The organism is Amycolatopsis sp. TNS106 (assembly GCF_019330265.1).
Classification (GTDB): domain Bacteria; phylum Actinomycetota; class Actinomycetes; order Mycobacteriales; family Pseudonocardiaceae; genus Amycolatopsis; species Amycolatopsis lurida.
This window is the reverse complement of record NZ_CP024972.1, coordinates 5,728,172-5,755,053: the sequence shown is the minus strand read 5'-3', so window position 1 is coordinate 5,755,053 and position 26,882 is coordinate 5,728,172. Positions and strand designations below refer to the sequence as shown.

Annotated in this window: 31 protein-coding genes and 1 tRNA gene; 12 read left to right on the top strand and 20 right to left on the bottom strand. The window is 68.3% G+C overall.

Going from position 1 to position 26,882, the window contains the following annotated elements; translation table 11 throughout:
* Positions 1 to 3: 3 nt before the first annotated feature.
* The gene (locus CVV72_RS26060; RefSeq protein ID WP_219146178.1) at positions 4 to 1,191 is read right to left on the bottom strand and encodes a BtrH N-terminal domain-containing protein; all 1,188 of its coding nucleotides are present in this window, start codon (positions 1,189 to 1,191) and stop codon (positions 4 to 6) included.
* 24 nt (positions 1,192 to 1,215) lie between these two features.
* Positions 1,216 to 2,184 (bottom strand): hypothetical protein, encoded by a 969-nt coding sequence (locus CVV72_RS26055; RefSeq protein WP_219146177.1) that lies wholly within the window; start codon positions 2,182 to 2,184, stop codon positions 1,216 to 1,218.
* A gap of 133 nt (positions 2,185 to 2,317) precedes the next feature.
* On the opposite strand from CVV72_RS26055, the gene htpX reads away from it, so the two are divergent.
* The 3 genes from htpX to CVV72_RS26040 all read left to right on the top strand — a co-directional run bounded on the left by htpX (position 2,318) and on the right by CVV72_RS26040 (position 5,710).
* Complete coding sequence (gene htpX, locus CVV72_RS26050; RefSeq protein ID WP_219146176.1) at positions 2,318 to 3,184, top strand: zinc metalloprotease HtpX; 867 nt, start codon at positions 2,318 to 2,320, stop codon at positions 3,182 to 3,184.
* Between the two features lie 135 nt (positions 3,185 to 3,319).
* Positions 3,320 to 4,390: an LLM class flavin-dependent oxidoreductase gene (locus CVV72_RS26045; RefSeq protein WP_219146175.1), complete on the top strand. Its 1,071-nt coding sequence runs from the start codon at positions 3,320 to 3,322 to the stop codon at positions 4,388 to 4,390.
* Positions 4,391 to 4,393: 3 nt separating this feature from the next.
* On the top strand, positions 4,394 to 5,710 hold the full coding sequence (locus tag CVV72_RS26040; protein WP_219146174.1) for an NtaA/DmoA family FMN-dependent monooxygenase: 1,317 nt from the start codon (positions 4,394 to 4,396) through the stop codon (positions 5,708 to 5,710).
* On the opposite strand, the gene rfbA is transcribed toward CVV72_RS26040, so the two are convergent.
* Together rfbA and CVV72_RS26030 are read right to left on the bottom strand one after the other, a co-directional pair.
* Entirely contained in the window at positions 5,700 to 6,581 is an 882-nt protein-coding gene (gene rfbA, locus CVV72_RS26035) for a glucose-1-phosphate thymidylyltransferase RfbA (protein WP_034324212.1), read from the bottom strand. The genes CVV72_RS26040 and rfbA overlap by 11 nt on opposite strands.
* Positions 6,582 to 6,634: 53 nt before the next feature.
* On the bottom strand, positions 6,635 to 7,783 hold the full coding sequence (locus tag CVV72_RS26030) for a sialidase family protein (RefSeq protein WP_219154123.1): 1,149 nt from the start codon (positions 7,781 to 7,783) through the stop codon (positions 6,635 to 6,637).
* A gap of 190 nt (positions 7,784 to 7,973) precedes the next feature.
* Between CVV72_RS26030 and CVV72_RS26025 the strand changes: the two genes are divergently transcribed.
* The 3 genes from CVV72_RS26025 to CVV72_RS26015 are packed head-to-tail and all read left to right on the top strand — an operon-like array spanning position 7,974 to position 9,593.
* Complete coding sequence (locus tag CVV72_RS26025; RefSeq protein WP_255632793.1) at positions 7,974 to 8,627, top strand: hypothetical protein; 654 nt, start codon at positions 7,974 to 7,976, stop codon at positions 8,625 to 8,627.
* A gap of 40 nt (positions 8,628 to 8,667) precedes the next feature.
* On the top strand, positions 8,668 to 9,186 hold the full coding sequence (locus tag CVV72_RS26020) for a hypothetical protein (protein ID WP_219146172.1): 519 nt from the start codon (positions 8,668 to 8,670) through the stop codon (positions 9,184 to 9,186).
* Positions 9,183 to 9,593: a toll/interleukin-1 receptor domain-containing protein gene (locus CVV72_RS26015; protein WP_219146171.1), complete on the top strand. Its 411-nt coding sequence runs from the start codon at positions 9,183 to 9,185 to the stop codon at positions 9,591 to 9,593. Before CVV72_RS26020 ends, CVV72_RS26015 begins: the two co-directional genes overlap by 4 nt.
* Here the strand turns inward: CVV72_RS26015 and CVV72_RS26010 are convergent.
* On the bottom strand, positions 9,577 to 10,068 hold the full coding sequence (locus tag CVV72_RS26010; protein ID WP_034324222.1) for a YajQ family cyclic di-GMP-binding protein: 492 nt from the start codon (positions 10,066 to 10,068) through the stop codon (positions 9,577 to 9,579). The two genes, CVV72_RS26015 and CVV72_RS26010, sit on opposite strands and share 17 nt — an antisense overlap.
* Before the next feature lie 119 nt (positions 10,069 to 10,187).
* On the opposite strand from CVV72_RS26010, the gene CVV72_RS26005 reads away from it, so the two are divergent.
* The 3 genes from CVV72_RS26005 (at position 10,188) to CVV72_RS25995 (ending at position 12,477) form a co-directional block, all read left to right on the top strand.
* Positions 10,188 to 10,269: transfer RNA gene (locus CVV72_RS26005), tRNA-Tyr, on the top strand.
* A 259-nt stretch (positions 10,270 to 10,528) separates the two neighbouring features.
* Positions 10,529 to 11,089: a TetR/AcrR family transcriptional regulator gene (locus CVV72_RS26000; RefSeq protein ID WP_219146170.1), complete on the top strand. Its 561-nt coding sequence runs from the start codon at positions 10,529 to 10,531 to the stop codon at positions 11,087 to 11,089.
* Entirely contained in the window at positions 11,086 to 12,477 is a 1,392-nt protein-coding gene (locus CVV72_RS25995) for an MFS transporter (protein WP_219146169.1), read from the top strand. The genes CVV72_RS26000 and CVV72_RS25995 overlap by 4 nt, the downstream gene beginning before the upstream one ends.
* On the opposite strand, the gene CVV72_RS25990 is transcribed toward CVV72_RS25995, so the two are convergent.
* Genes CVV72_RS25990 through CVV72_RS25970 form a run of 5 tightly spaced genes read right to left on the bottom strand, consistent with a single transcriptional unit; the run spans position 12,422 to position 16,181 of the window.
* On the bottom strand, positions 12,422 to 13,186 hold the full coding sequence (locus tag CVV72_RS25990; RefSeq protein WP_219146168.1) for a class I SAM-dependent methyltransferase: 765 nt from the start codon (positions 13,184 to 13,186) through the stop codon (positions 12,422 to 12,424). The two genes, CVV72_RS25995 and CVV72_RS25990, sit on opposite strands and share 56 nt — an antisense overlap.
* A gap of 54 nt (positions 13,187 to 13,240) precedes the next feature.
* Complete coding sequence (locus tag CVV72_RS25985) at positions 13,241 to 13,810, bottom strand: dihydrofolate reductase family protein (RefSeq protein ID WP_219146167.1); 570 nt, start codon at positions 13,808 to 13,810, stop codon at positions 13,241 to 13,243.
* Between the two features lie 40 nt (positions 13,811 to 13,850).
* Entirely contained in the window at positions 13,851 to 14,273 is a 423-nt protein-coding gene (locus CVV72_RS25980; protein ID WP_219146166.1) for a PPOX class F420-dependent oxidoreductase, read from the bottom strand.
* 15 nt (positions 14,274 to 14,288) lie between these two features.
* Positions 14,289 to 15,503: a DUF4241 domain-containing protein gene (locus CVV72_RS25975; RefSeq protein WP_219146165.1), complete on the bottom strand. Its 1,215-nt coding sequence runs from the start codon at positions 15,501 to 15,503 to the stop codon at positions 14,289 to 14,291.
* A gap of 39 nt (positions 15,504 to 15,542) precedes the next feature.
* A complete protein-coding gene (locus CVV72_RS25970) occupies positions 15,543 to 16,181 on the bottom strand; it encodes a TetR/AcrR family transcriptional regulator (protein ID WP_219146164.1) in 639 nt (212 codons plus the stop codon).
* 97 nt (positions 16,182 to 16,278) lie between these two features.
* Between CVV72_RS25970 and CVV72_RS25965 the strand changes: the two genes are divergently transcribed.
* Entirely contained in the window at positions 16,279 to 16,422 is a 144-nt protein-coding gene (locus tag CVV72_RS25965; protein WP_219146163.1) for a hypothetical protein, read from the top strand.
* A 47-nt stretch (positions 16,423 to 16,469) separates the two neighbouring features.
* The gene (locus tag CVV72_RS25960; RefSeq protein WP_219146162.1) at positions 16,470 to 16,850 is read left to right on the top strand and encodes a VOC family protein; all 381 of its coding nucleotides are present in this window, start codon (positions 16,470 to 16,472) and stop codon (positions 16,848 to 16,850) included.
* Positions 16,851 to 16,909: 59 nt separating this feature from the next.
* Here CVV72_RS25960 and CVV72_RS25955 read toward each other — a convergent pair whose 3' ends face one another.
* From CVV72_RS25955 to CVV72_RS25940, 4 genes are read right to left on the bottom strand one after another with little or no spacing between them, the layout of a single operon-like run.
* Positions 16,910 to 17,299, bottom strand: a complete 390-nt coding sequence (locus CVV72_RS25955; protein ID WP_304511274.1) for a VOC family protein — start codon at positions 17,297 to 17,299, stop codon at positions 16,910 to 16,912.
* The gene (locus CVV72_RS25950) at positions 17,296 to 17,586 is read right to left on the bottom strand and encodes a helix-turn-helix transcriptional regulator (protein ID WP_005152025.1); all 291 of its coding nucleotides are present in this window, start codon (positions 17,584 to 17,586) and stop codon (positions 17,296 to 17,298) included. Before CVV72_RS25950 ends, CVV72_RS25955 begins: the two co-directional genes overlap by 4 nt.
* 44 nt (positions 17,587 to 17,630) lie before the next feature.
* Positions 17,631 to 18,275 carry a response regulator transcription factor gene (locus tag CVV72_RS25945; protein ID WP_219146161.1) on the bottom strand — a complete coding sequence of 215 codons (645 nt, stop codon included), beginning with the start codon at positions 18,273 to 18,275 and terminating at the stop codon, positions 17,631 to 17,633.
* Positions 18,266 to 19,417 carry a sensor histidine kinase gene (locus tag CVV72_RS25940; RefSeq protein WP_255632263.1) on the bottom strand — a complete coding sequence of 384 codons (1,152 nt, stop codon included), beginning with the start codon at positions 19,415 to 19,417 and terminating at the stop codon, positions 18,266 to 18,268. The genes CVV72_RS25945 and CVV72_RS25940 overlap by 10 nt, the downstream gene beginning before the upstream one ends.
* 135 nt (positions 19,418 to 19,552) lie before the next feature.
* Here CVV72_RS25940 and CVV72_RS25935 point away from each other — a divergent pair, with 135 nt between their 5' ends.
* Entirely contained in the window at positions 19,553 to 20,203 is a 651-nt protein-coding gene (locus CVV72_RS25935) for a DedA family protein (RefSeq protein ID WP_219146160.1), read from the top strand.
* A gap of 130 nt (positions 20,204 to 20,333) precedes the next feature.
* Here the strand turns inward: CVV72_RS25935 and CVV72_RS25930 are convergent, their stop codons facing one another.
* The 6 genes from CVV72_RS25930 to CVV72_RS25905 all read right to left on the bottom strand — a co-directional run bounded on the left by CVV72_RS25930 (position 20,334) and on the right by CVV72_RS25905 (position 26,743).
* The gene (locus CVV72_RS25930) at positions 20,334 to 21,494 is read right to left on the bottom strand and encodes an alkaline phosphatase PhoX (RefSeq protein WP_219146159.1); all 1,161 of its coding nucleotides are present in this window, start codon (positions 21,492 to 21,494) and stop codon (positions 20,334 to 20,336) included.
* A complete protein-coding gene (locus CVV72_RS25925) occupies positions 21,491 to 21,994 on the bottom strand; it encodes a helix-turn-helix transcriptional regulator (RefSeq protein ID WP_219146158.1) in 504 nt (167 codons plus the stop codon). Before CVV72_RS25925 ends, CVV72_RS25930 begins: the two co-directional genes overlap by 4 nt.
* Positions 21,991 to 22,191 carry a hypothetical protein gene (locus CVV72_RS25920; protein ID WP_219146157.1) on the bottom strand — a complete coding sequence of 67 codons (201 nt, stop codon included), beginning with the start codon at positions 22,189 to 22,191 and terminating at the stop codon, positions 21,991 to 21,993. The genes CVV72_RS25925 and CVV72_RS25920 overlap by 4 nt, the downstream gene beginning before the upstream one ends.
* Before the next feature lie 176 nt (positions 22,192 to 22,367).
* Positions 22,368 to 24,770: an endopeptidase La gene (lon, locus tag CVV72_RS25915; protein ID WP_219146156.1), complete on the bottom strand. Its 2,403-nt coding sequence runs from the start codon at positions 24,768 to 24,770 to the stop codon at positions 22,368 to 22,370.
* A gap of 167 nt (positions 24,771 to 24,937) precedes the next feature.
* Positions 24,938 to 25,786 (bottom strand): SAM-dependent methyltransferase, encoded by an 849-nt coding sequence (locus CVV72_RS25910; RefSeq protein ID WP_219146155.1) that lies wholly within the window; start codon positions 25,784 to 25,786, stop codon positions 24,938 to 24,940.
* An 18-nt stretch (positions 25,787 to 25,804) separates the two neighbouring features.
* Entirely contained in the window at positions 25,805 to 26,743 is a 939-nt protein-coding gene (locus CVV72_RS25905) for a GNAT family N-acetyltransferase (protein WP_219146154.1), read from the bottom strand.
* Positions 26,744 to 26,882 lie beyond the last annotated feature (139 nt).

Here is a 26,882-nt window from a genome sequence, read left to right as displayed (position 1 = left end):
GGTTCACTCCATCAGGGCTTCGGAGAGCTCGCGGATCGCGGCGGTCTCGGCGGTGTGGATGTCTCGGATCATGGCGCCCATCGTGCCGAAGAGTTCCCGGGCTTCGACGTCGGTGAACGGTGTTTCGTCGTTGTAGTGCGCGCGCAGTTTCCACATTTCCGCACCGGCCGCGGCGGCGGCTTCCTGCCCCGCGTCGCCTTCCCGGACACCCGCCGACACCGCGCTGACCAGTCCGCGCACCCAGGCGAACTCGGCGTTCGACGCCGGGACGGCCGTCTCGGCCAGTTCGGCCCAGCGTTCGCCGATCCCGCGCCAGGTCGACGCCTGTTCGGCCAGCGCCGGGAGTTCGAGCAGGACGGCGGCTTCGGTGAGCGCGTCGGCGAACAGCCCGCGCAGGTGCCCGCCCTCCATCCCGGCCGGGGTGACGCTCTCCCAGACGTTGAACAGCGCCCCGACGAGCCCGCGCCGCTCGCCGAACGCGCGCGGCCAGCCCTTCGGGTCGCGTTCGTCGGTCATCGCCTTCGCCCAGCGTCCCCAAGCGGGCAGCGAGAACGACTTCGACGGCGCCGAGAGATTCCGGGCGCAATCCGTCAGCCCGTCACGCACGGCCGTCCGCCAGTCGGAGACCTCGCCGGGTTCGACCGTCGCGAGCAGGTTCTTGTACGAGCCGACCCGGCCGCGCGCGGCGTCGAACGTCTTCCGGTCGACCGTCAACCGGGCGAGATTCCGGTCGTCGACGAGCACCCGGCCGTCCTCTTCGCCGTACGCGACGACGAAGTGGCCGCCACCGCCGGACATCTCCGGTGGCAGATGCCAGTAGCCGAGCGACTCGCGGTCGGGGAGGACGATCACCGGCCGCCCCGCTTCGAGATCGGCGGTGAGCCGTTTCGCGGCGGCGCGTTTGCCGCCGGTGGTGTGGAGGCGCAGGCCGAGCCCGAGACGGTCCACTGTGGACTTGAGCCAGTCCTGCGGATACTGCCAGCGCGCGCGGAAACCGAACACGATCGTCGACATCGTTTCGTGCGCGAAGTCCCACAGGATGTAGCCGGCCCCGATCCCGCCGGACACAGCGAAGACCAGTGCTTCGGTGGGCGCCTTCCCGTCCGGCCCTTCGACGCCGTGATGCGCCAGTACGGCGGCCACGGCCGAGACGTCCGGTTGCAGCCCGCCGCGCAATTCGTACTCGGTCACCCCGCCATCATGCCCGCTCCGGCCTCAGAAGTCCCTGATCAGAGAAACCCTGCCGCGCAAAGGATCCGCCACGTACACCGTCTTGGTGCGCTGGTCGATCGCGACCGCGCCGGGGTTCACGCCGAGTGACAGGTCGCCGGTGAGCAGGCTCGTCACGCCGTCGATCCTGGCGACGCCGTTCGGCCCTCCGTTGGAGTACACGGTGTTCGATCCCTCGTGGACCGCCACCGACGAAGACTCCGAGCGCAACAGCACGGTCGCCTTCTCCTTGCGCGCGCCCGGGTCCACAACGGACAGATGATGGATCGCCGAATTCGCGACGAACACCGTCCCGGACGCGCTGTGCACGGCGACCCCGGTCGGTGACTTGCCGACCGGGATCCCGCCGGTGAACTTGCCCGCACCGATGTCGAAGACCTCCAGGGAGTCGGTGGTCGTGCTGGTGCAGTACACGAGCTTGCGTCCGCTGTCGACCGCCGTCGACGACAACTCCCGGGTGGGGCCGGGGACGAGGTCCAGCAGGCGGCAGCCGACGCCGTCGATGACGGCCAGCGTCCCGGTGAGGGCGCTGACCGCGTAGATGCGGTTCGCCCGCTCGTCGATGTCGACACCGGACGCACCAGGGCCGGCAGGCACCACGCTGACGACGTCGTTGGTCCGCCCGTCGATGACGAGGACGGTCCCGCCGGGCGGGTTCGCGACGAAGATCCGGTTGGTCACCTTGTCCACGGCCAGCCCGGCTGGCTCGCCGCCGACCGGGATCACGTCACCGACCGTGCCGGACCGCGAATCGAGGACGACGATCGTGCCGGTGGACGGGTCCGAGAGGTACGCGAAACCGGTGACGGAATTCACCGCGATCGCCTCCGGGGCGCCTCCGACCTCGACGAGAAGCACTTTTTCGGCTCTGGCCGCCGGCGCGAAGGCGACCGCCGAGGCGCCGGCCGCGGCCAGGGTGAGCAGGGCTCTGCGGCTCAGTTCGGGTCCTCGCACAGGCGCCTCCCGATGATCGTTCCGGGGTTCGACGATAACCCGCGAGCCGAGCACGCGAAGGAACTTCGCGTCCCCCGATCGCGTTGTTTCCGATGAGTAACCCCACCCCGGAGAATGGAAGGAGCAGGACGCCGTGCACAAACACCAGAACGGGCTCAAGACCGTCGTCCTGCTCGGCCTGCTGTCCGCGCTCATCGTCGGGATCAGCGGTTTCTTCGGGCGAGGCGCGCTGGTCATCGGCCTGGTGGTGGCGCTCGGGGTCAACGCGTACGCCTACTTCAACTCCGGCAAACTGGCGCTGCGGGCCATGCGCGCCCGCCCGATCTCGGAGGCCGAGCACCCGGCGATGTACCGGATCGTGCGGGAGCTGGCCACCACCGCGCGGCAGCCGATGCCGCGCCTCTACGTCAGCCCCACGCAGGCCCCGAACGCCTTCGCCACCGGCCGCAGCCCGCGCCACGCGGCGGTGTGCTGCACCACCGGCATCCTCGACCTGCTCGACGAACGCGAACTGCGCGCGGTGCTCGGGCACGAACTGTCCCACGTCTACAACCGCGACATCCTGATCTCGTGTGTCGCGGGCGCGCTGGCGAGCGTGATCAGCGTGATCGCCAATATCGCGATGTTCACCAGCGTCTTCGGCGGCAGTAACCGCGAGGACGGCGAGAGCCCGCTGGTCGGGCTGCTCCTCGTCGTGATCGGGCCGATCGCGGCCGCCGTGGTGAAGCTCGGGGTGAGCCGCTCGCGCGAGTTCCAGGCCGACGCGTCGGGCGCGGAACTCACCGGCGACCCGCTCGGGCTGGCGTCGGCGCTGCGGAAACTCGACCGAGGGACGCGCGCGGCACCGCTCGTGCCGGAGCCGAAGCTGGTCTCCCAGTCGCACCTGATGATCGCGAACCCGTTCCGTCCGGGCGAAGGCCTCACGAAGCTCTTCTCGACCCACCCGCCCATGGCCGAACGCATCCGCCGCCTGGAAGAAATGGCGCGCCACCCCCACTGACCAGCCGGATCGCGATTAGCCCGCGAAACGCAGGTCGGCCGCCAGATCGCGATTAGGGGGCTAAACGCAGGTCCGGCCCGGTGTCCCAGGTCGTGGGAGCGGGAATCGGGGCATGGGCGCGCGAGTTCCCCGGGCATGGCTTCCGCACAGCAGTTGCACCTCGGGGTCGCGCTCGACGGGGCCGGCCGGCATCCGGCCGCCTGGCGGGTCTCCGACGTCCGCCCGGCCGCCTTGTTCACCGCCGCCCACTACCTGACTCACGCGAAGCTCGCCGAAGCGGCTTCGCTCGACTTCGTCACCCTCGACGACACCCTCGCGCTCCAACCAGGAGGCGAGGAGGTCGTTCGGGGCCGGCTCGACGCGCTGTTGACCTTCGCCGCGATAGCCCCGGTGACCAGCGGAATCGGCCTCGTTCCGACGGTCACCACCACGCACACCGAGCCGTTCCACATCTCGACGGCCGTCGCTTCGCTCGACTTCGCTAGCCGCGGCCGCGCAGGCGTCCTCGCGGTGCCTTCGCGCACCGACGCGGAGGTCGCGCACTTCGGCAGGCGCACCCTGCCGTCCGAGGCGGACGCCGAAGCGGAGAACGCCGAGGTCGTCGACGTCATCGCGCGGCTCTGGGACAGCTGGGAGGACGGCGCGATCATCCGCGACGAGCCGACCGGCCGCTTCATCGACCGGGAAAAGCTCCACTACGTCGACTTCGAGGGCCGCTTCTTCAGCATCAAGGGACCTTCGATCACGCCGCGCCCGCCGCAGGGGCATCCCGTCGTCGCGGTGTACGGCGACTCGCCGTACGCACACGGCGCAGACGTCGTCCTGGTCGACGAGGTCCGCGGCGCCCGCGAACGTTTCCCGGACGCCAGGCTTCTGGCGGGTCTGACGATCGTGCTCGCCGAGACGGAGCAAGCGGCCCTCGACCGGCGTCGCGCGCTGGAGACCTTCGCGCCCTTCCCGCACAGCCTGAGCTTCACCGGCACTCCCGCCGACCTCGCGACCGAGCTGCCCCGCCTCGCGGCGTCCCACGGTCTCGACGGCTTCCACATCCGCCCCGCGGTCCTGCCCGACGACCTGGCGCTCTTCACCGCCGAGACCGTCCCCGCGCTCCAGGCCGCGGGCGCGTTCCGGCAGACCTATACCGGCACCACCCTGCGCGACCATCTCGGCCTCGGGGTCGCCGCCAACCAGTACGCGGAGGCGTGACAGATGGCCAAGCAGGTCAAACTCGCCGCACATTTCCCCGGCGTCAACAACACCACCGTGTGGAGCGACCCGCGTTCGGGTAGCCAAATCGACTTTTCGTCCTTCGAGCATCTCGCGCGCACGGCCGAGCGGGGCAAGTTCGACTTCCTCTTCCTCGCCGAGGGCCTGCGCCTGCGCGAGCACGCGGGCAAGATCCTCGACTCCGACGTCGTCGGGCGGCCGAACACCACCACCGTGCTGGCCGCGCTGTCGGCGGTCACCACCCGGCTCGGGCTCGCGGGCACGCTGTCGTCGACGTTCAACGAGCCGTACGAGGTCGCGCGGCAGGTCGCGAGCATCGACCACCTTTCCGGCGGCCGCGCCGCGTGGAACGTCGTCACCTCACCGGACGCGTGGACGGGCCAGAACTTCCGCCGCGGCGGCTTCCTGAAACGTGAGGACCGTTACCGTCGCGCCGAGGAGTTCCTCGCCACCGTGCGTGAGCTCTGGGACAGCTGGGCGCCCGGCGCGCTGGTGGGGGACAAGGAGAACGGCGTCTTCGCGCGCGGTGTCGAGCGCTTCGTCCACAGTGGATCGCAGTTCGACATCCGCGGCGAGTTCACCGTCCCGAGGACCCCACAGGGGCAGCCGATCGTCATCCAAGCCGGCGACTCCGCCGAAGGCCGGGAGTTCGCCGCCAAGACCGCCGACGTCATCTTCAGCCGCCACGGCTCACTGGAAAGCGGCAAGGAGTTCTTCGCCGACGTCAAGCGGCGGCTACCCGCTTACGGCCGCCAGCGCGGCGACCTACTGATCATGCCCGCGGCGACGTTCGTCCTCGGTGACACCGAGGAGGACGCGCACGAGTACGCCCGCGAGATCCGCTACCAGCAGGTACGTCCGGCGACCGCGATCCAGTTTCTCGAACAGGTCTGGAGCCGCGACCTCTCCGCCTACGACGCCGACGGCCCGCTCCCGGAGATCGACCCGGACCCCGACGCCGAACCGCTGACCTGGGGCCGCGTCCGGCACGAGAAGGATCCCCTCGCCGTGGCCGCGAAATGGCGGGCGATCGCGGAGGAGAAGAAGCTCTCCATCCGCGAACTCGTCATCGAGGTGACCGCGCGCCAGCAGTTCGTCGGCACCGCCCGGCAGGTCGCGGAGTCGATCGACGAGTACGTCCAGAGCGACGCCGCCGACGGTTTCGTGCTGGTACCGCATCTGACCCCGGGCGGGCTGGACGCGTTCGTCGACGACGTCGTTCCGCTGCTGCAGGAACGGGGTGTCTTCCGGACCGACTACACCGGCGACACCCTGCGCGAGCACCTGTTCAGCCGGTAGCACCCTGGGTGCGCGCGACGTTCATCAGATATTCGCCGTAGCCGGACTTCGCCAGCTTCGCGCCGAGCGCGTAGCACTGTTCCGCGTCGATGAAGCCCATCCGCAGCGCGACTTCTTCGAGACAGGCGATCCGGACTCCCGTCCGGTGTTCGAGGACCTGCACGAACTGGCCTGCCTCCAGCAGCGAGTCGTGCGTGCCGGTGTCGAGCCAGGCGAACCCGCGGCCGAGGTCGATCAGGGTCGCGCGATCCTGGCGCAGGTAGGTGAGGTTGACGTCCGTGATCTCCAGTTCCCCGCGCGGGGAGGGCTTGAGGTCACGGGCGATCTCGACGACCTGGTTGTCGTAGAAGTACAGGCCGGTGATGGCCTTGTTCGACTTCGGCTTCTCGGGTTTCTCCTCGATGGAGAGGAGCTTGCCGTCGGCGTCGATCTCGCCGACGCCGTACCGCTGCGGATCCTTCACCGGGTAGCCGAACAGCACACAGCCGTCGAGCGAGGTCGCCGCGGCCTGCAGCCTGCTGGAGAACCCCTGGCCGTAGAAGATGTTGTCGCCGAGCACGAGTGCGACGTCGTCGTCGCCGATGAAGTCCGCGCCGATGACGAACGCCTCGGCCAGCCCGTTCGGGGCAGCCTGTTCGGCGTAGCTGAAACTGAGGCCGAACTGGCTGCCGTCACCGAGCAGCCGCCGGAAATGCGGCAGGTCGACGGGGGTCGAGATGATCAGGATCTCGCGGATCCCGGCGAACATCAGCACCGAGATCGGGTAGTAGATCATCGGTTTGTCGTAGACCGGTAGCAGCTGTTTCGATATCGCCTGGGTGATGGGATGCAGACGCGTCCCACTGCCCCCCGCCAGCACGATGCCCTTCATGCGATGCCCCCGCTTCGTAGCCGATCGCTCGGGACCTCACACTACCGGGTGGCTCAGAAAGCCGGGCCCTTCGCGAAGTACGCCTTGCAGCCGAGGTTGTACTCGGTGGAGATCTGCAACACGTTCTTGCCCCCGTCGACCGGCAGCAGCGTCGAGCTGTAGTTGGGACAGAAGTTGTCGTGGATCCCGGTGATGTGCACCGGCGCCGGAAGTTCGTACCAGTGCCCGGCGCCGAAGTTGTCGTTGGCCAGCAGCACCTTGCCGTTCTTGCTCTGCGGGACCCCGGCGGCGTTGGTGTAGATCTGCCCGACCATCACCAGCCGCACCCCGTTCGGGCCGCCGGGGAACAGCGTGATCGTCTGGGCGTGCTGGAAGTAGTTGCCGTTCGCGGTGGTGACGCGGGTGCCGGGGTCGCGGGGATCGCCCCAGTTGGCGCCGTCGGAGGAGATCTTGAAGTACGGGTCGCAGAAGCGGTCGCGGTAGTTGCAGATCTCATAGGCCAGGTAGTACCGGCCGTCGGGGAGGCGGCGGATGATCGGCATCCCCGGCCGCACCCGATGGGGCGGGATGGCCATCGTGCGCTGCTTGGTGCCCCAGTTCACCCCGTCGGTGGAGGCGACTCGGTTCATCACCTGTGCGAACTGCGGCGCCTCGGTCTCGTCGGCGTAGTGCAGCCAGAGCGTGCCGCCCGCGTCGACGACGAACTCCGGCTCCCAGATGCCGTCGTGATTGTGCGAACGGGCCGCCTCGGACAGGAAACCCCACGTGCGCCCGGCGTCGCGGCTGGACCAGATCCTGATGCCGATCCGCCGCTGCGGGCCGGCGTCCTGCCGGTAGCTCGCGGCCCACAGCAGGGTGCCCGCGCGGAGCCTGCCGACCCGCCGCGGCAGTTCGTACAGCGTCCCGCAGCACATGCCGCGGCGGCCGTCGGGATCACGGACCTCGCCGATCTTGCGGAAGCTCTTGCCCTCGTCGGTGCTCTCCATGATCGGGGTGAACTTGCCGCTCGCGTCCTCGCTGCTCAGCGACGCGAGGATGCGGCCGCGGCCGATCGGGGAATGCTCCAGGCGGATGAGCCGGGGGTACGAGCCGTAGCCGGGCACGAGCTGCTGGCGTTCAGCGGCCTGCGCGGGGGTGAACAGGGACGCGATCACCGTGAGTGACAGCGCGAAGGCGAGTGCGGAGCTGAAACGGCGCTTCATCATGACCTTCCTCGAACGCGATCGCCGGATTACAACACGGGCTTTTGTCCCTTTCGGGCTCCCGCGAAGGCGTCGCGGTGGAAACCCACTTCCGAGTGGCCTGAATCGCTCGCCAGAGTGGTCCGGTAACGCTGGGCTATCGGCAGGCGAAGATCCGTTGACGGGTTCGACCAGGGGGAATTTCGTGATCATGCGCTTGTGCGCCGCCGTGCTGCTGACCATGGGCCTGGCGGCCTGCTCACCGCCGAACCTGGGCCGAGTCGTCCCGCAGGCGGCCGCACCGGAAGGCCTCGCCGCGCCTTCGCCGACCCCCACGACCACCCCGACGCCCGGCCCGCAGCCGGAGGAGAAACACTCGGGCAAGGGGAACGCGTCGGTCCCCATGGCTTGGCCGACGCGCCTCGGCTTCGTGACCTTCGACTGTCCGAAGTGTTCCGGTCATGTCGCGGTCAACACCGAGAACGAGCTGATCGTCAACGACACCGGCCCGTACAAGGGCACCCAGTGGATCAACGACATGCCCGGCCGTCAGGCGAAGACGTTCACCATCAAGGCCAACGCCGCCTGGACGCTGACCATCACCGACGAAAGCGGCTTGCCCGTCCTGGAGCCGGGTAAGCCTTTTTCGGGCAAGAGCGAAGCGGTGTTCGCCGTGCCCGGCACCGCCACGTCGGTCGCCGTCACCACCAAGAACAGCGGCCGGACCGCGGTGTGGGTGCACAGCGGCGACTACTCGGAACTGCCCGTGAACCAGCTCGGCGACTACCAGGGCAGCGTGCCCGTGGCCGGCACGGCCTTCGTGTCGGTGGAGGGCGACGGGACCTGGACGGTCACCGCGTCGTAGATCTTGGAGCCCGCCGCGATCTTGGTGCAGACTTGACGCCGTGGTGGGACGAGCGGCGACCGTGATCTCGATCGTCCGGGCGGGTCGTGAGGTGAGGGCGGCGGAAACGAAACCCGAGGGGCCGACTGCCGACGCGCTGGACAAGGAGCAGCTGGACCAGCTGCACGCGGCCACGTTGAAAGCCGCCGACTCCTGTTTCGAACTCAAGAAGCTGTGCGCGACGGTGCTCGTCCCCGCGGGTGTCCTGGTCGCCACCTTCAGTGACAAGAAGCTGAATCCGGCCGTTTTCGTCGCGGGCTTCATGGTGATCGCGGCGTTCTGGATCGCCGACGCCTTCAGCTTCTACTACCAAAGACGACTTCGGGTGCTCATGAAAGACATTTGGAACCGGCGTGCCGAGCGCTGCGCGGAGGGCTACGACCACGTGCAAAAGGTGACCGCGGTGAGCTGGTTCCGGGCCGCGTTCAACTCCTCCATGATCTATTACCTGATCCTCGCGGCGATGGTCGGAGCGGCGCTGGCGGCCTACGCGCTCGGCGTTCTGCGGGGCACCCCATGAGAATGTTCGTGAGCTACTCCCGTGCCGACAACTCGCTGGAACGGTTGGTGGCACTTCGTGCTCGGCTGGCAGGAAGCGCCGACGTCTACGTGGACGACCTCGACTGGGCGGCGTCCGGGTTCGACCGGGAGGACGCGGTGCACCGCGAACTGGTGCGGGCCTCGATCTTCGTCGCTGTGGTAAGCATCACCTATCGGAAGACCCCGTGGACGGCTTGGGAATTCGACGTCGCCCTGAAGCGGGGAATCCCGAAGCTCGCCTACCTGTCCGACGGCAGACTCGTGGACGAACACTCGGACGAGTGGCCGTTCGCTTCGGCGGCCCTCACCGGAAACCTGCCGTCCGTGCCTCCGCGGGTACTGCGGGCGAGTACCCGCGGACGGCATCGGATCAGCGGTAGTTCGTGAACTGCAGCGCGATCTCGAAGTCCTTGCCCTTCAGCAAGGCGATCACGTCCTGCAGCTGGTCCTTCTTCTTGCCGGACACCCGCAGCTGATCGCCCTGGATCTGCGCCTGGACTCCCTTGGGGCCCTCGTCGCGGATGAACTTGGCGATCTGCTTCGCCTTGTCCGACGCGATCCCCTGCAGGATCTTGCCGCCGATCTTGTAGATCTTGCCGGACAACGCCGGCTCGTCCGCCTCGAAGGCCTTCAGGGAGATGCCGCGTTTGATCAGCTTCTCCTTGAACACCTCGACCGCCGCCAGCGCCCGCTCCTCGGTCTCGGACTCGATCGAGATCGCTTCCTCACCGGACCAGTCGATCTTGGTCCCGGTACCCCGGAAGTCGAACCGTGTACCGAGTTCCTTGCTGGCCTGGTTCAGGGCGTTGTCCACCTCCTGGCGATCGACCTTGCTCACCACGTCGAAAGAGGGATCCGCCACGTGTTCTCACACCTCGTACTCGCTTGTCAGGAGCTTCCACCCTAGCCCTGCGGAACCCGGTTGACCGGCCCGCCACGGCATTGGGTATTCTTTCGTCTCGGCCGGGGACACCCGGTCACGGCGAGTTGCCCGAGCGGCCAAAGGGATCTGACTGTAAATCAGACGGCACTGCCTTCGGGGGTTCGAATCCCTCACTCGCCACACCGAAGCGGCCCCTGAACTGGGAAACCAGGCCAGGGGCCGCTTTCGTTGTGTGCGGCGCTGAGGGCCGTCGCGGCTGCCCGCGCCGAATACGCCCCGAAGCTCGCCAACTCGGAGCCGTCGATCTGTCGACCGGCTGGCCCATCCGGAGCATCAGCGTCCTTTCCGGTCGATGTCCCGAAGACGCCGGTCGGGGTGTAGCGCAAGACACCTTTAGTTAGTAGTTAGTAACCAGTAACTTCGGGTTATGGCGGTACGGATGAGCGGACCCGAACGACGTGCCCAGGTGCTGGCCATCGCCGCGGAGGAGTTCGCGCGGCACGGGTTGCACGGGGCGTCGACGGAAGCGATCGCGAAGACGGCGGGGATCACGCAGGCGTACGTCTTCCGGATGTTCGGGACGAAGAAGGCCCTGTTCCTGGAGCTCGTCCAGGCCGCTTTCGAGCGGCTTAGCGACGCGATGCGAGAAGCGGGCGAAGGGGAGACCGGCCTCGGCGCGCTTTCGGCGATGGGTGCCCAGTACTTCGATCTGCTGGCCGATCGGACTGGATTGTTGTTGCAGCTTCAGGGCTTAGCCGCGTGCGGAGACCCGGAGGTACGCGACGTGGTGCGGTCGTGTTTCGCGCGGATGTGGGACACGACCGAGCACGGCACCGGGCTCGACCCGGTGACCGTGAAGACGTTCCTCGCCTTCGGGATGCTGCTGAACGCCGGCGCCGCGATGGACGTCGAGCAGGTCGACGCGGTCTGGGCCGAGGGGGTGCGCACCCGGATCCAGCCGGGCCTGTTCACGCACGTCACCACCGAGACGAACCGATGAGCGCCTCTGTCCGGCACGACGGACGGCTGAGCACCGCACTCGTGTGCACGGCGTTGGCGGGGGCCGTGATCGGCAGTGTCGGAGCGCCGCTGATCACCCCGGTCGCCACCGGGCTGCACGTATCCCTCGACGCGGCGCAGTGGACGCTGACGGTGACGTTGTTCAGCGGCGCGATGGCGGGCCCGGTCCTGGGCAGGCTCGGCGGCGGCCCGTACCGCCGCACCACGATCCTGGTCACCCTGGCTCTTGTCATGGCCGGCGGGTTGCTGACGGTGCTCCCGCTTCCGTACGTGGCGTTGGTGATCGGACGCGGCCTGCAGGGGCTCGGAGTCGCGGCCGGGGCGCTGTTGATGAGCGTCGCCCGCGCGCACCTGCCGCCCGAGCGCTCGACCTCGACGATCGCCGCGCTGTCGGTCGCGTCGACCGTCGGCATCGGGGTCGGCTACCCGGTGGTCAGCCTCCTCGATCAGCTCGCCGGGCTGCGCGTCGCGTACGGATTCGGCTTCCTCCTCTCGGCCGTCGCGTTCCTCATCGCCTGGCGGACGCTGCCTGTCGAAGTGCCTGGTGAACCACCCCGGATCGATGTCCCCGGCGCGCTGCTCCTCGCTCTCGGCACGCTCGGGGTTCTCCTGCTCATCGCCGTGCCCTCGCTGTGGGCGACGACGTGGCAGGCCGGTGGTCTCCTCGCCGGTACCGCCGCGGTCCTGGCGGTGTGGGCGTTCATCGAGCTGCGCACGACGGAGCCGTTGGTCGACTTACGGCTGCTCGGCCGAGGCTCCGTCCTCCGCGCGAACCTGGCGATTCTCGTGGCGGGGGCGGGTTTGTATCTCCTGTTCAGTCTTTTCACCCGATACGTGCAGACGCCTGCGGACGCCCAGTACGGATTCGCGCTCCCCGGTGTCGCCGCGGGCGCGGCGCTGATCCCCTTCTCACTGTTCGGATTCGTTGCGGGGAAAGCGATTCCGCGCGTCAACGGTCGGTGGACGTACCTGGTCTCGACCATGTTCGCCGTGGCAGGCGCGCTGTTGTTCGCCGTCGGCAGTCAGTCGTTCGTTCTCGTCCTCGCCGCGATCGCCCTGCTCGGTTTCGCCGTCGGCGGCATCTTCGCGGTGATGCCCGGACTCGTGCTCGTCGGTGTGCCGCAAGGGGAAACGGCCAGTGTGCTCTCCATCAACCAGATCGCCCGCAGCATCGGCATGGCCGTGGGCAGCGCCCTCGCCGGGTTGCTGCTCGCCGCCGCCACTCCGGACGGCGCGCTGTTCCCCACCCGGAGCGGCTATCTCACGACGGCTCTGTGGGCGCTGCCGTTGTTCGTCGTCAGCGCGGTCATCATCACCACGGGCCGACGCGCTCCCACACGGACACGTGCTTGGTGCTCTCGGCGGTGAGCTCCGAACGGTCCCAGTCCGCCCAGCGGTACTTCAGGCGCATGCCGGCGATGCGCGCCATGAGGTCCATTTCGGCGGGCCACGCGTACCGGAAGGGGATGCGGCGGAACCGCCCCTCTCCCTCCGGTGACACCGTGACGTGGTTCGAAGTGAACTCCTGCCTGACGACGTCGTACTGGTCGAACCCGACGTAGCCGGGCGCCATCGCGAACGGAACGATGTCCTGACCGGGTGGCAAGCGGCGCAGATCCGGCAGGCCGACCTCGACGAGGAACAGCCCGCCCGGCCGCAGGTGCGCGGCCGCGTTGCGGAAGACGTCGACCTGGCCGTCCTGGGTGGTCACGTTGCCGATCGTGTTGTAGACCAGGTAGACCAGCGAAAATTCGCCAGGCACCCGGGTTTTCGTCATGTCGCCGATCGTGACCTCGACCGCGTCGCCGCCCGGCTTGGCCGCGACCCGGCCCGCCATCGCCCGGCTCAGTTCGAGACCGCTCACCGGTACACCGCGCGCCGCCAGCGGGAGCGCGATCCGTCCGGTCCCGGCGGCGAACTCGAGCACCGGACCGTCGGCCAAGTCTTCGAGGACGTCCACCGCGGGCGTCACCACCTCGGGCGTGTTCGCGCCGCCCGGCGCGTCATAGCGCGCGGCCACACTCTCGGGGAACCAGCCGTCCGCCGGGTCGTCTCCCGTGTCCGTCTCACTGATCACGGTCGCCGACGCTACGCCCGCGACCGTGCGCTTCTCATCCCGTTTTCGGTGGCCTCAACGCGCCGCGGCCCAATAGCGCAGCAGCACGATCCCCGACGCGAACGTCCGTTCCTCCGCCAGGCGAAGCTTCGGAACGCCGGTGGCACCCTCGAACAGCCCGCGGCCCTCACCGGCCACGACGGGATAGACGAACAGCCGGTATTCGTCGACCAGTCCCTCGGCGATGAGCGCCCGCACCAGCGAGATGCTGCCTGTCGTCACGATGTCCTTGCCTTCGGCGGCCTTCAGCTTCTCGATCTCCGAACGCAGCTCACCGGAGAGCACCGTCGTGTTCTGCCACGCCGGCTCCGTCAGCGTGCTCGAGACCACGTACTTGTCCACTGAGTCGAGATAGGCGGAGATTCCCGTCGTGTCTTCGGTTTGCTTCGGCCAGTAGCCGCGCATGTCTTCGAAGGTGACGCGTCCGAGGAGGAACGCGTCGGAGTTCTCACGTTGTTCTTCGAGCACGGCCAAAACATCCGACCGGTCCATGTCCGGATCCGTGTCGGCAGGACTGAACCAGTCGCCCGTCAGTTCGATGACGCCGTCGATCGTGCAGTTCTCGGTGACGATCAGCTCCCGCATGGACCAGACCGTACCGCCGCCCACCGACAAAAACGGCGTGTCACGCCTCGCCGTGCACCGCTCGCCTCGACGGGTACCACGTCTCGCCCGCGGGTTCGCCCGCCATGTTCCAGCTCCACGACACCTTCGGCGTCACGCGCGCGTAAATGCCCGGGCCGACCACTCCCACTCGTTCGATCGGCTCGTCGGCCTCGCCGTAGACGCGGACACCGCGGGCGACGAACGGGTCGAAGGAGACCGTGTCGTCGACGACCAGGGCGACTTTGCGCCGCCCCGCACGGATGTTGCGGAACTTCCGGGTCGCGAGAACCGAGGCACCCACTCCGCCGACCCAGAAATGCGTGCCGTCGAATTCGAAGGCCAGCGGGACGACATCAGGCTGTTCGCCGTCCTCCGACAGGGTCGCGAAGCGGGCCAAAGGTTGCGAACGCAGGTACGCGATCTCCTCGTCTGTAAACGTCATGCCGCCATCATCCGCTCAAGCCGCGAGAATCCGGGCGCGGTTGAGGACCAGCATGTCGGTGACGAAGCAGACCGGCGTCCCGTCGGCCGACCGGCCGATCCAGGTCGGATAGCTGCCGTCGCCCCAGCCGGTGGTGAACGCGATGATGTTGCCGCCGGCTCCGTCCAGGGTGACGTCGACATGCGGGTCCACTTCCTCGAACTTCTCCAGGAGTTCGTCGTCCATCTCGTCGGGAAGGGCGGCCGCGTCGGCGAAGCAGCCCGTGCCGCTGTCCACGCCGTAGCCGTAGAACTCCCCGTCCCCGAGGAAAAGCGCGTTCTGCCCGGGCCAGAGCGCGGTTTCCCAGGTGGCGACGGGAGTATCCGCGACGACGAGTTTGGCGGCAGCGACCCGTTCGTGGGCCGGCTCGTCGACGAACCGGATCACGGAGATTTCGACCTGGTACTCACCGGGCGGCACGGTGACCGTGAAGTACTCCGCGTCCGCGTCCAGGAACGCCGGATCCGCCGCGACGAGCCTGCCGCTGGGCATGCGGAGCTTCCCGGCGTCCCGGAGTTCGACCTCGACGAGGCCGTGGTCGCCGCTCAGCGAGTAGCGCGTGCCCGCGGTGAACATCTCGTCCATGCCGGAAGGGCGCAGCGGAACCGACGGCCGCCAAGGACGTTCGTCGGCGGGCAGCGGCGAATCGGCGTCGGGCGTGTCCGGGGTCCGGAGGGTCAGCGGTCCCGAATTCGCGAGCGGCTCCCATTCACCGAAGGCGGGCTTCGGCATCGTCAGCTCCGACACCTGCTTGCTCACCTGGCCACTGCTTGAGCCGCCGCCGTAACCCTGGGGCGCCTGATGCATCCATCCCTTGCCGTCCGGGCCGAAGGACATCTCCAGATGGCCGGCGCTCTTCTTGTCGAACTCCTCCTGGTCGTCGAACCGGTAGGTCCACTGCTCGACCTTCATGAGGAACAGCGTGCCGTCCTCCAGTACCCGGAACTCGAAGAAACCCCGGCGCCTGCCCGACTCGTCGAACTGCACCGTGCGGGCGAAGCAGTGCTTCCACGCGATTTCGAGGAGCACCAGCGGCACCTCGGTGCCAGGGCGTATCAAGGCGACTGCGTACTGCTCTCCGGCGGCGTCGCGCCGGCGCGCGGTGCCGGACGAGAGTCTTCCTGTCACCGCGCGGGCGGCCGGATCCCAGCCTTCGCAATAGACGACGTCCAGCAAGGTCCCCTCAGACATGAGGCGGAACCTAGCGTGAACCACCGACAAAACCCAGGGCTATTCACGGATCGCATAGTCGCCGAACGCCGGTTCCAGCAACTCGAAAGCCCGTTGTGCCGCCTTCGTCAGCGCTTCGGCGATCTCGTCGTTGCTCTCGCCGGCGTGCGAGCGCCGGAGGACCTCGCGGAAGAGGACGCGGTCGATCGCGTTGAGCTCGGCGGCGGCCATGATCGGGGTGACGTCGTCCGGGTCGGCTCCGGTCTCGCTCGCGAGCAGTTCCGCGAGCGCCGCTTCCCGCAGTTCGTGCAGTTCACGCAGCCGGGCGGTCAGGGTCGGGCTCTCCAGCACCATTTTGGCGAAAACAGGCCCGGTGAAGCCGATCACGGGCGAGTGCTCGGCCACCGCGTCCAGGAAGGTGCGCCGTAGCGCGGCCAGCGCCGACTCACCCGGCTTCCGGTCCCGGACGGCGTTCGCCAGCCCGTTCGTGAACTCCTCGTGCTGGTCGAGCGCCAGGTCCTCCTTGCGCGCGAAGTAGTTCGTGACGGTCTTCTTCGCGACTCTCGCCGCCGCGGCGATCTCGGCGATCGTCGTCTCCTCGAACCCCTTCTCGATGAAGAGCAGCGTCGCCTGGTCGGAGATCAGCTGCCGTGTCTCCTGCTTCTTGAGCTCTCGCAAACCCACATCCGTGCTGGTCATGAGCGAAGTTTACCACCGTAGTAAAAATATCCTTGACTTATGGTGCGTCGGATGTAAACTTACGTCCGTACTACCGACCAGTGAGAGAAGAGGCTCCTTGACCGCTCGAATCCCCCAAGGCAACGAAGGCACCAACCGCGCCCAGGTCCGCCGGAACGACCGTCGTCACCAGCAGCCGTTCCCGGGCCGCTCGATGCCGGCGCGCCGCTCGATCGGCGTCCCGCGCCGCCGGTCGTACTGACCGGCCCGCTTCTCCGAAACCCACCGCCGACCCGAAGGGGATAGCCCATGAACGTCCTTGCCTCCACCGTCTCGCTGACCGTCGACGACGTCGCCGCTTCCAGCCGCTTCTTCACCGAGCATTTCGGCTTCACCGAACAGATGGCCGCGGAGGGTTTCGTCTCCCTCGGGCACGAAACCGCGAAGATGGCCATCGTCCTGCTTCAGGCGGGGATCGAGGTCCTGCCGGAGAACCTGCGGCAGCAGCGTGCGTCCGGGGTGATCGTGGCCTTCACGGTCGAGAACCTCGAAGCCGAGGAGAAGCGCTTGCGCGAAGAGGGTGTCGAGATCACGTTGCCGCTGCGGGAAGAGCCGTGGGGAGAGCGCCTCCTCATGGTCACCGACCCGAACGGCGTGCCCGTGGAACTCGTGGAATGGGTGCAGCGGTAAGGAAAAGGGAAAGCGGGGCTTGGTCCACAGTGGACCAAGCCCCGCTTTGCCGTGTCTGGCTACTTCATCGTGGCGAGCTGGATCAGGTTGCCGCAGGTGTCGTCGAAGACGGCGGTGACCACGGGCCCCATGTCGACGGCGTCCTGCGTGAACTCGACGCCCAGTCCCTTGAGTCGGTCGACCTCGGCGTACACGTCGTCGACGGCGAACTGGGTGAACGGGATGCCGTCGTCGGTCAGTGCCTTCTTGAACGGCTTCGCCGCGGGGTGGCCGTCCGGTTCCAGTAGCAGCTCGACACCGTCGGGGTTGGCGGGGGAGACGACGGTGAGCCAGCGTGCGTCGCCGGTGGGCACGTCGTGTTTCTTGATGAACCCGAGCTTTTCGGTGTAGAACTCCAGCGCCTTGGCCTGGTCGTCGACGAAGACACTGGTGATGGTGATCCGGATCACGGGTTCGGTTCCTCTCGGTCGATGGGCCACCGCTCGACGATCGACCGCAACGGGCTCGTGTCGATGTGGTGGAACTTGTAGCGGCCCTGTCGCCGGGTATGCACCAGGCCCGCCTGTTCGAGCATCGCGAGATGCTGCGAGATGGCCTGCCGTGACGAGGCCAGGCCGTGTTTCATGGTCAGCCTGCCGCAGATCTCGAACAGGGTCTGACCGTCCTTTTCGGTCAGCTCGTCCAGGATGGTGCGCCGCGTCGCGTCGCCGATCGCCTTGAACAGGTCGCCGTCCACGACCCCAGTTATAGGCAAGTCGTCACTTGCCTGTCAACTCGGGCTCAGGACCCGAGGTATCGCAGGATCGCGAGGACGCGGCGGCTGTACCCGGCGGTGCTGGCCAGTCCGAGCTTGTCGAAGAGGGCGTTCACGTGCTTCTCGACGGCGCTCAGCGACACGAACAGCGACTCGGCGATCCCGGCGTTCGTGTGGCCCTGCGCCATTTTCTCCAGCACTTCGCGTTCGCGGACGGTCAGTTTCGCGAGCGGATCGGTATGCGTGGTCCGCGCGAGCAGCCGCCGGACGACCTCCGGATCGAACGCCGCCCCGCCCGCGGCGACGCGGTCGAGCGCGTCCAGGAATTCGCCCACCTGGGCGACCCGGTCCTTCAGGAGATAGCCGACGCGCTCACCGTCGCCGGAGATCAACTCGGCGGCGTAGCGCTTTTCGACGTACTGCGAGAGCACCAGCACCCCGATCTCCGGCCAGCGTTTCCGGATCTCGAGTGCCGCGCGAAGCCCCTCGTCGGTATGGGTCGGCGGCATCCGGACGTCGGTGACGATCACGTCCGGCCGATAGGCGGCCGTCGTCGAGAGGAGCGCGTCACCGTCGCCGACCGACGCCACGACCTCGTGCCCCTCTTCGGCCAGCAGGCGGACCAGTCCCTCACGCAGCAGGGTCGAGTCCTCGGCGAGGATCACCCGCACGGCAGCACCGCCGTCACCACGGTCGGGCCGCCGGGTGGACTGTCCACAGTGAACTCTCCGTCCGCGGCCGCGACGCGCCGTGCGAGCCCGGAAAGGCCGCCGCCGGACTCCCGTGCCCCGCCCGTGCCGTCATCGGTGATCCGCACCCGCACCCTGTCCCCGTCCCGCTCGGCCTCGATGTCGATCCGCGTCGCCGCGGCGTGCTTGATCGTATTGGTGACCGCCTCGGACGCGACGAAGTAGACGACGGTCTCGATCGCCGCCGGTGGCCGTTCCGGCAGGTCGACCCGCAGATGGACCGGGACCCCCGAGCGTTCCGCGAGCGCCTCCAGCGCGGGATGCAGCCCGTCCGCGTCCAGCGCGATCGGATACACCCGCCACGAGACCTCACGCAGGTCGACGAGGGCGCGCTGGGATTCCTCGTGCGCTTGCCGGAGCAGGTCCGACGCGTGTGCCGGGTCGGTGGCCCGCCGTGCCCGGCCGAGCAGCATCCCGAGCGCGACGAGCCGCTGCTGGACGCCGTCGTGCAGATCCCGTTCGATCCGGCGGCGCTCACCGTTGACCGCCTCGACCACCTCGGCCCGGCTCGTCGCGAGTTCGGAGACCCGGCGGCGCAACTGTTCCTTCTTGCTGGGCCCGAAAAAGCTCAACGCCAGCTTCTGATCGAGCGTCGCGGCTCCGATGAGTCCTTGCAGGGAAAGGAAAACGAGCAGCGCGCCGAAGAGGACGGTGGTGACCGGGTCGTACCAGTCGGCCGGGGCCTCACCGCCGGGCGACCTGCCGTCCAGGAGCTGATATCCGATGATCACACCCGATCCGGCACCCGTCAGGATCAAGGCGAAGATCCCGCCGGTGAGCACCCCTATGACGCAACGCGGGACCAGGTAGGCCATCGCGCGGCGTTCGGAGTAATCGGTCGCGTTCTCCAGGCCGAAGTACTTCTCCAGCCGTCGCCGCTCCATTTCGGACAGTGTGCGAGCGCCCGAGAAGACCGGCTGCCGCCACGCGGGGATCGCGAGCGCCAGGCCGCCGAAGAGCACGTACAAGAATTCCGCGACCGCTGTCGTGGCGCCGATCGCCAGGCCCAGCGTGCCGCGGAGCATCTTGCGCAGGTAGCGGCGCATCGCTGCCGGGACGGGCATAACACCAGGCTAGCGGGGTATCCGAAGACCGGTATTGCGGTTTTCCGCAGTGATCTGTGCCGCTTCACCACAGGGTGCGGAACCCGGGTGATTCGTACGTTCGTTGGCAACTGCAGACGACCACGAAAGGCCGCCATGAACCTCCTGCTCGCCCAAACCGCCAGCGAACCGATGGGAGGACTCGCCGGCTGGGCGGTGTCACTGATGGACGCGCTGGGCGGTCCGGGTGCCGCGATCATCGTCGGCCTGGACAACCTGTTCCCGCCGATCCCCAGCGAACTGGTGCTCCCGCTCGCCGGGTTCTCCGCCAGCCAGGGCACGTTCACCCTGGTGGAAGCGCTGGTGTGGACGACCTTCGGTTCGGTCGCGGGTGCGATCATCGTGTACTACCTCGGCCTCCTGCTCGGCCGGGACCGCACTCGCCGCTGGATGGCGAAGATTCCGCTCGTCAAAACGTCCGACTTCGACAAGACCGAGGCTTGGTTCCAGAAACACGGCACCAAGGCGGTGTTCTTCGGCCGGATGGTGCCGATCTTCCGCAGCCTCATCTCGCTGCCCGCCGGGATCGAGCGCATGCCGTTCTGGCGGTTTCTGGCCCTGACCACGCTGGGCAGCCTGATCTGGAACACGGTGTTCGTGCTGGCGGGCTACGGCCTCGGGGAGAGCTGGCACCTGGTCGAGGAATACGCCGGGTTCTTCCAGTACTTCGTGATCGCCGCCGTCGGGGTCGCGCTGACCCTCTTCGTGGTGAACCGCCTGCGTGAGAAGAACCGCACCAACGCCTGAGCCGCGTGCGGGGCGCCCGGGCGGGCGCCCCGCACGCAGTGTCAGAGCCTGGTGGTGGAGCTTGGGAAGGACACAACGCGTGAACCCGCCCGGCCGACGTCGATCGCGGTGCGGGTTCACCAGCAGGCAGTCAGGAGCGGAAGGGGCCGGTCACCTCGTAGGTGATCCCGCCGGAGGACGAACCGGAGGTACCGCGTTGCGACGAGAAATACAGCCGGTTGCCCGCCGGGGTGAACGCGGGGCCGCAGATCTCCGACGAGCTCTGGCCGTTGATCCGCAGGAACGGCGCCACGATGTCGTTCGGCGTGATGATGCAGATCTCCATGTTGCCGCCGTCTTCGGCGACGAACAGGTCACCCGAGGAGGTGCCGGTGACGTTGTCGACGCCGGTCAGCGGGGCCGAGCCGGGGCTGACCAGCGAGTCGTCGTAGGCCAGCTCGTAGGTGTTGTTGGTCAGGTTGAGCTGCCAGACGCGGTTGTCGCCCTTGGTGGTGAACCACGCGGTGTCGTTGGCGTAGTGCAGCCCTTCGCCGCCGCTGAACCGTTTCGCGCCGGACACCTGGTTGCGGGTGGCCGTGGGAGAGCCGTCGGGGTCGGGCACGTTCGCCCAGGTGAAGCTGCCCGAGGTCGCCGTGCCCGCCTTCAGTACCTGCAGCGTTCCGGCGGAGAGGTTGCCCCAGGTCGTCGGGACGAAGCGGTAGAAGCAACCGTCCGAGGTGTCCTCGGTCAGGTAGACGACCTTGCGCACCGGGTCGGCCGCCGCCGCCTCGTGCTTGAACTTCCCCATCGCGGGCCGCTGGACGGCGGCCGTGGCCGGGCCGTTCGGCTGGCACTCGTAGACGAACCCGAGGTCGATCTCCTCACAGGAAAGCCAGGTGTTCCAAGGAGTCTTGCCACCCGCGCAGTTCTGGCGGGTGTTCGCCAGGATGCGATGGGCGCCGGTGATGTTCCCGCTCGCGTCGAATTTGATCGCGCTCGCCCCGCCGCCGGGCGTGATCTCCGAGTTCGACACGTAGATCCAGCCGCTGCCGTCGGCGAACACCGCCCCGCCGTCCGGGGCGTTGTGCCAGGTGTACCCGGTGTTCGCGACCTGCTGGCCGGACCTCGCGATGACGCGGCTGGTGAATCCCGCCGGCAGCTGGATCCCGTTCGCGTCGGCCGCCTGGAGCGCGCCGTACGGGCTGGGTCCGTTCTGGGCGGGCGCGGCGAGGGCCGCCCCCGAGAGCCGGTTTCCGAACGCCGTGACACCGGCGCCGACCACGGCCGCGCGCAGGAAATTCCGTCGCTTCACTCATGCCTCCGAGACATCCGCTGATGTGGTGGTGCGGGAAGGAGCGGGTCGGAGAGTACGGGCGGAACGGGACTTCCAGGTGAATTCGCGGCGTATTCACCGCGAGAAGAGAACTTTCGTAGGGGACCCTCGTTCAGGACGATTTCCCTGGCTTTGCGGAGCCCCGGCGCGTCGGCCCCGCCGCGCTGTTCCGCGACGGCCAAAGCGAGCAGTATCCGATCGATCGGCGCGCATCCGCCATTTCGGTGGTGACGACGTCCGATCAGGTGACGCCACTCGGCGAGATACTCGTCGATCCCCGGCTCTCCGGGAACCGGCCGGAGCAGGGCGCGCAGCAGGGCTCGCATCTGGCTTTCGTTGCCGGGCAAGGTGTTTCGGGCCAGCAGGTCGGCCAAGGTGCTGCGGGACCAACCGGTCGCGGCGGCCAGCGCGCGGATGCTGAGGCCGCTTCGGTCGCGAAGTTCACGCAGCCGCGCCATGAACTCCGATTCGGTGTTCATCGGGGTGCCCTGGCGGGCGCGGGGTGGCGGAGAACGGCGCCGAACAGGGCGATGGCGATGCCCGCGGCGATCGAGGCGCTGGTGCCGGCGAAGGTCAGCGCCGCGGTGAAACCGGTGAGAATGCTCAGACAGACGATCTGACCGGCTGAAACGCACCTGCGCCTCGGCCGCAACGGGGAAAGAATTCCTTGACTCATGACCTTGCCCTCTCAAGGATCACGCACCCCTACCGGGTGGCACGCACTACACGTTATCAAAACGTGATAGGGAGTTTAAGGTAAATCAATGTCCGGGTTCGTCCGGATCTCGGAACGCCGAAAGCCCCGGATCCTGGGCGGGATCCGGGGCTTCAGGGCTGTCGGGCCTCGCGCTGTTACGCCGCTTGGGCGACCGGAGCCGTCGCCGGGGCCAGCGCGATGTCCAGGACGTCACGGACGTTCGCCACGGCGTGGACGTCCAGCTGTGCCAGCACTTCCGCAGGCACATCGTCCAGATCGGGTTCGTTGCGCTGCGGGATGATCACCGTCTTCATCCCCGCCCGGTGCGCGGCAAGCAGCTTCTGCTTGACCCCGCCGATCGGCAGCACGCGTCCGGTCAACGACACCTCGCCGGTCATCGCGACGTCCGACTTCACGACCCGGCCGGAAAGCAGGGACGCCAGCGCGGTCGTCATCGTGATGCCGGCGCTCGGCCCGTCCTTGGGCACCGCGCCCGCGGGGACGTGCACGTGGATGCCGCGGTCCTTCAGGTCGCCGACCGGCAGTTCCAGCTCGGCGCCGCGCGAACGCAGGTACGACAACGCGATCTGCACCGACTCCTTCATCACGTCACCCAGCTGGCCGGTCAGGGACAGTCCGGTCGAGCCCGACTCCGGATCCGCCAGCGACGCCTCGATGTAGAGGACGTCACCGCCGGCGCCGGTCACGGCCAGGCCGGTCGCCACGCCCGGGGTCGATGTGCGCTGCGTCGACGCGGGCAGTGAGGACTCGGGCAGGTGCCGTGGGCGGCCGAGGTAGGTCTCGAGCCCGTCGGCGTCGATCGTCAACGGCAGCTCGACCTCGTCGAGGGCGACCTTGGTCGCCACCTTCCGCAGCACCTTCGCGATGGTCCGGTTCGCGTTGCGCACCCCGGCCTCCCGCGTGTATTCGGCGGCGATGCGGCTGAACGCGCCGTCGGTCAGCGTGACGTCGTCCTTGCCGAGACCGGCACGCTCCAGCTCGCGGGGAAGCAGGTGGTCACGAGCGATGGTGACCTTCTCGTGCTCGGTGTAGCCGTCGAGGGTGACCAGCTCCATCCGGTCCAGCAGCGGGCCGGGGATGGTCTCGAGCGCGTTCGCCGTCGCCAGGAACACGACGTCGGACAGGTCCAGCTCGACCTCGAGGTAGTGGTCGCGGAAGGTGTGGTTCTGCTCCGGGTCCAGCACCTCCAGCAGCGCGGCCGTCGGGTCGCCGCGGTAGTCGGCGCCGACCTTGTCGATCTCGTCGAGCAGCACGACCGGGTTCATCGAACCGGCTTCCTTGATGGCGCGGACGATCCGGCCGGGCAGCGCGCCGACGTAGGTGCGGCGGTGACCGCGGATCTCGGCCTCGTCGCGGATGCCGCCGAGCGCGACCCGGACGAACTTGCGGCCCATCGCCTTGGCCACGGACTCGCCGAGCGACGTCTTGCCGACCCCGGGAGGACCGGCGAGCGCCAGCACCGCGCCCGAGCGACGGCCGCCGACCGGGCCGAGCCCCGACTCCGCGCGACGTTTGCGCACGGCCAGGTACTCGATGATGCGTTCCTTCACGTCGTCGAGACCGGCGTGGTCGGCGTCGAGGATGTCGCGCGCGGCCGCGATGTCGTGGACGTCGGTGGTGCGCTCGTTCCACGGCAGTTCGAGGACGGTGTCCAGCCAGGTGCGGATCCAGCCGCCCTCCGGGGACTGGTCGGAGGTCCGCTCCAGTTTGTCCACTTCGGACAGTGCGGCCTTCTTGACCGCGTCCGGCAGTTCGGCGGCCTCGACGCGGGCGCGGTAGTCGTCGTCGTTGGCCGTGCCGTCGAGTTCGCCCAGCTCCTTGCGGATCGCTTCGAGCTGGCGGCGCAGCAGGAACTCCTTCTGCTGCTTCTCCATGCCCTCCTGGACGTCCTTGCGGATCGTGTCGGTGACCTCGAGCTCGGCCAGCTGCTCGCGGCTCCATTCGAGCGCCTTCTCCAGCCGCGTGGAGACGTCGAGCGTGGTCAGCAGTTCGAGCTTCTGCTCGGTCTTGAGGTAGGACGAGTTGCCCGCGAGGTCGGCGAGCGCGGACGGCTCCTCGACCTCCTGGACGGCGTCGATCATCTGCCAGCCGCCGCGCTGCTGGAGGATCGCGATGACGACGGACTTGTACTCGGACGCCAGCTTCGCGGAGTTGTCGTCGGTGGTCTCGGCGGCGACCTCGGCGTGCACCCAGCGGGCGGCGCCGGGACCGTCGGCGATGTGGCCGACGACGGCACGGCGGGTGCCGCGCAGCAACACCGCGGTCTTGCCGCCGGGCACGCGCCCGATGCGCTCGACGGTCGCGATGGTGCCGAGTTCGGCGTACTCGCCGTGGACGCGGGGGACGATCAGCACTTCGGCCTTCGTGGCGGCGCTGGACCGGATCCCCGGGAAGGAAGCCTGGGCAGGCGTGGTGGCCTGGGCGGACTCCACCGCGGCGCGCGTCTCCGTGTCGGCGAGGTCGAGCGGGACGATCATGCCCGGCAGCACGACGTCGTCATCGAGCGGGAGGACGGGCAGGAGGCGGTTGTCGGTCATCTGTGCACTCCTCGGTTAGTTGAGTCTGTCTAGCTCAACTCTCCGATCGACCCGTTTGTTTCCTTCCCGCGTTCGCCGTCAGCGATCACTCATGCCTCCGACCTCTAACGCCCAACGCGTCGCGTTTAGGGGGCTAAACGCGACGCGTTGGGCTTAAAGGTCGGATGTCAGGGGTGGACGGCGACCCCGCACCAGGCGAACGGCCGGGCACCTTCCTCGTCCCGTCGCAGCTCCCGCACCGGCCGCCAGTCGGGCAGGTGGACGACGCCGGGCTCTAGCAGCGGCCAGTCCCCGAAGAGCGGCTCGATCTCTTCGCGGTCCCGCATCCACACCGGGTTGCTCGTCTTCCGGTACTGCTCGACCATCCAGTGGAGCCCGTCGGCGTCCTCGCCCGTCTGGCCGCCGAAGCTCATATGCGACAGCCCCAGCCAGCTGCCGGGCGCCAGCGCGTTCCGGTAGGTCGCGACGAGCGCGGGCGGATCGTCGTGCGGTCCGGCGAAATGCAGGACGGCCATCATCATCAGGCACACCGGCTGGTCGAAATCGATCAGCCGCAGCGTCTCCGGATGCCGCAGCACGTCCTTCGGCCGCCGCATGTCCGCCTGGATGATCCCGGCCCAGTCGGTCGCCTCGTGCCGTTCGAGGATCAGCTCCGCGTGCGCCACCGCCACTGGTTCGTAGTCGACGTACACGACCTTCGCCGTATCGCCCGGCTCCAGTTCCTCCTGGACGATCTCGTGCACGTTCCCGGCGGTCGGGACACCGGAGCCCAGGTCGATGAACTGGCGGATCCCGGCGTTCAAGGCCGCGCGCACGACCCGGTTCATGAACTCGCGGTTGTGCCGCGCGCCCGGTTTGACCCACCGCCACTGCTTTTCCAGCGCGCGGGCGAACTCACGGTCGACCGCCCAGTTGTGGGTCCCGCCGAGGAACCAGTCGTAGATCCTCGCCGCGGACGGCTTTTCGGTGTCGACCCCGGTCGGCGCCACCGGGGCCGCGTCATCGTCCCTCTTCACGAAATGAGCCTATCGGGATCAGGGCACCGCGGGTCGGCGCTGCCAGTACGTCCAGAGCGGCCGGTAGCCCTGTGCGTACCAGAACGGCGTCGAGCGCGGGTTGGCCAGCGCGTGGTGCAGCAGCACGGCTTCGGTGCCGCATTCGTCGAAGACCTGGTGCGCGTGCGCGGCGAGTGCCGTCCCCACTCCGCTCGATCGCGCCGGTTCGGCGACCGCCAGCGACGACAGGTAGCCGACGCGGTCGGCCGCGACCCGGCCGCCGATCCACCCCGTCTCGCCGGGGAACTGCACCCGGACCATGCCCAGCGGGCGGCCGTACAGTTCGGCGATCCACAACGTCGGATTTTCGCGGCCGACGTGTTTCGACAGCTCCGCCGTGATCGTTTCCTCCGCGCCCTCGCGCAAAGTGACAGAACCGAACTGCGCGTCGTAACGCTGCAATTCCAGTTCGAGTCCGACGGCGGTTTCGAGATCGTCCGCTTCGGAGGGCCGGATGTGCACTCCGGGAGTGGCGGGCGGTCCCGTCACGGCGAGCCGGTCGGCCGGGCGGACCGCGATCACCAGCACCGGCGCGAAGCCGCGGCGCAGCAGTTCGGCCGAGCCGGGGGAGTCCCGGCTGGGCCGCACCACGGTCGCCGCGGTCTCGACATCCCCAGGTGGGGCCACGGTCTTCAGATGTTCATCCCATCGGGTGAGTAATGCGTCAAGGGCCGCTTCCGGACGTGGTCCGGTGAGTCGCGCTTCGAGGCGATGTTCGACGAGCGCCCGCCACGGAGAGTCAACAGAATCGGGACCCGCTTCGGTCCGTACCGACAATCCGGCGGCGGCCGAGTCGCCTGCCGTCGCGGAGAGTGACACGGAGCCCTCGACAGGCTCCAGTGCAGGCATTTCGGGGAGCAGGGCGTCCACGGTGGCGAGCCGCTCGGCATGCCCGGCGGCGATGGCGTGGCTATTCATAGGGCTATTCAAGCCCCTACTCGCGGGTCCGCCGGGAACTTCACGAGATCGGCCGGGGCGTGGCGCCAGGTGACTTCCGGTAGTCGGAAGGAACGCGAATAACGCTCCCATTTCACCCCTTGGTCCACGCAGGTCAGCG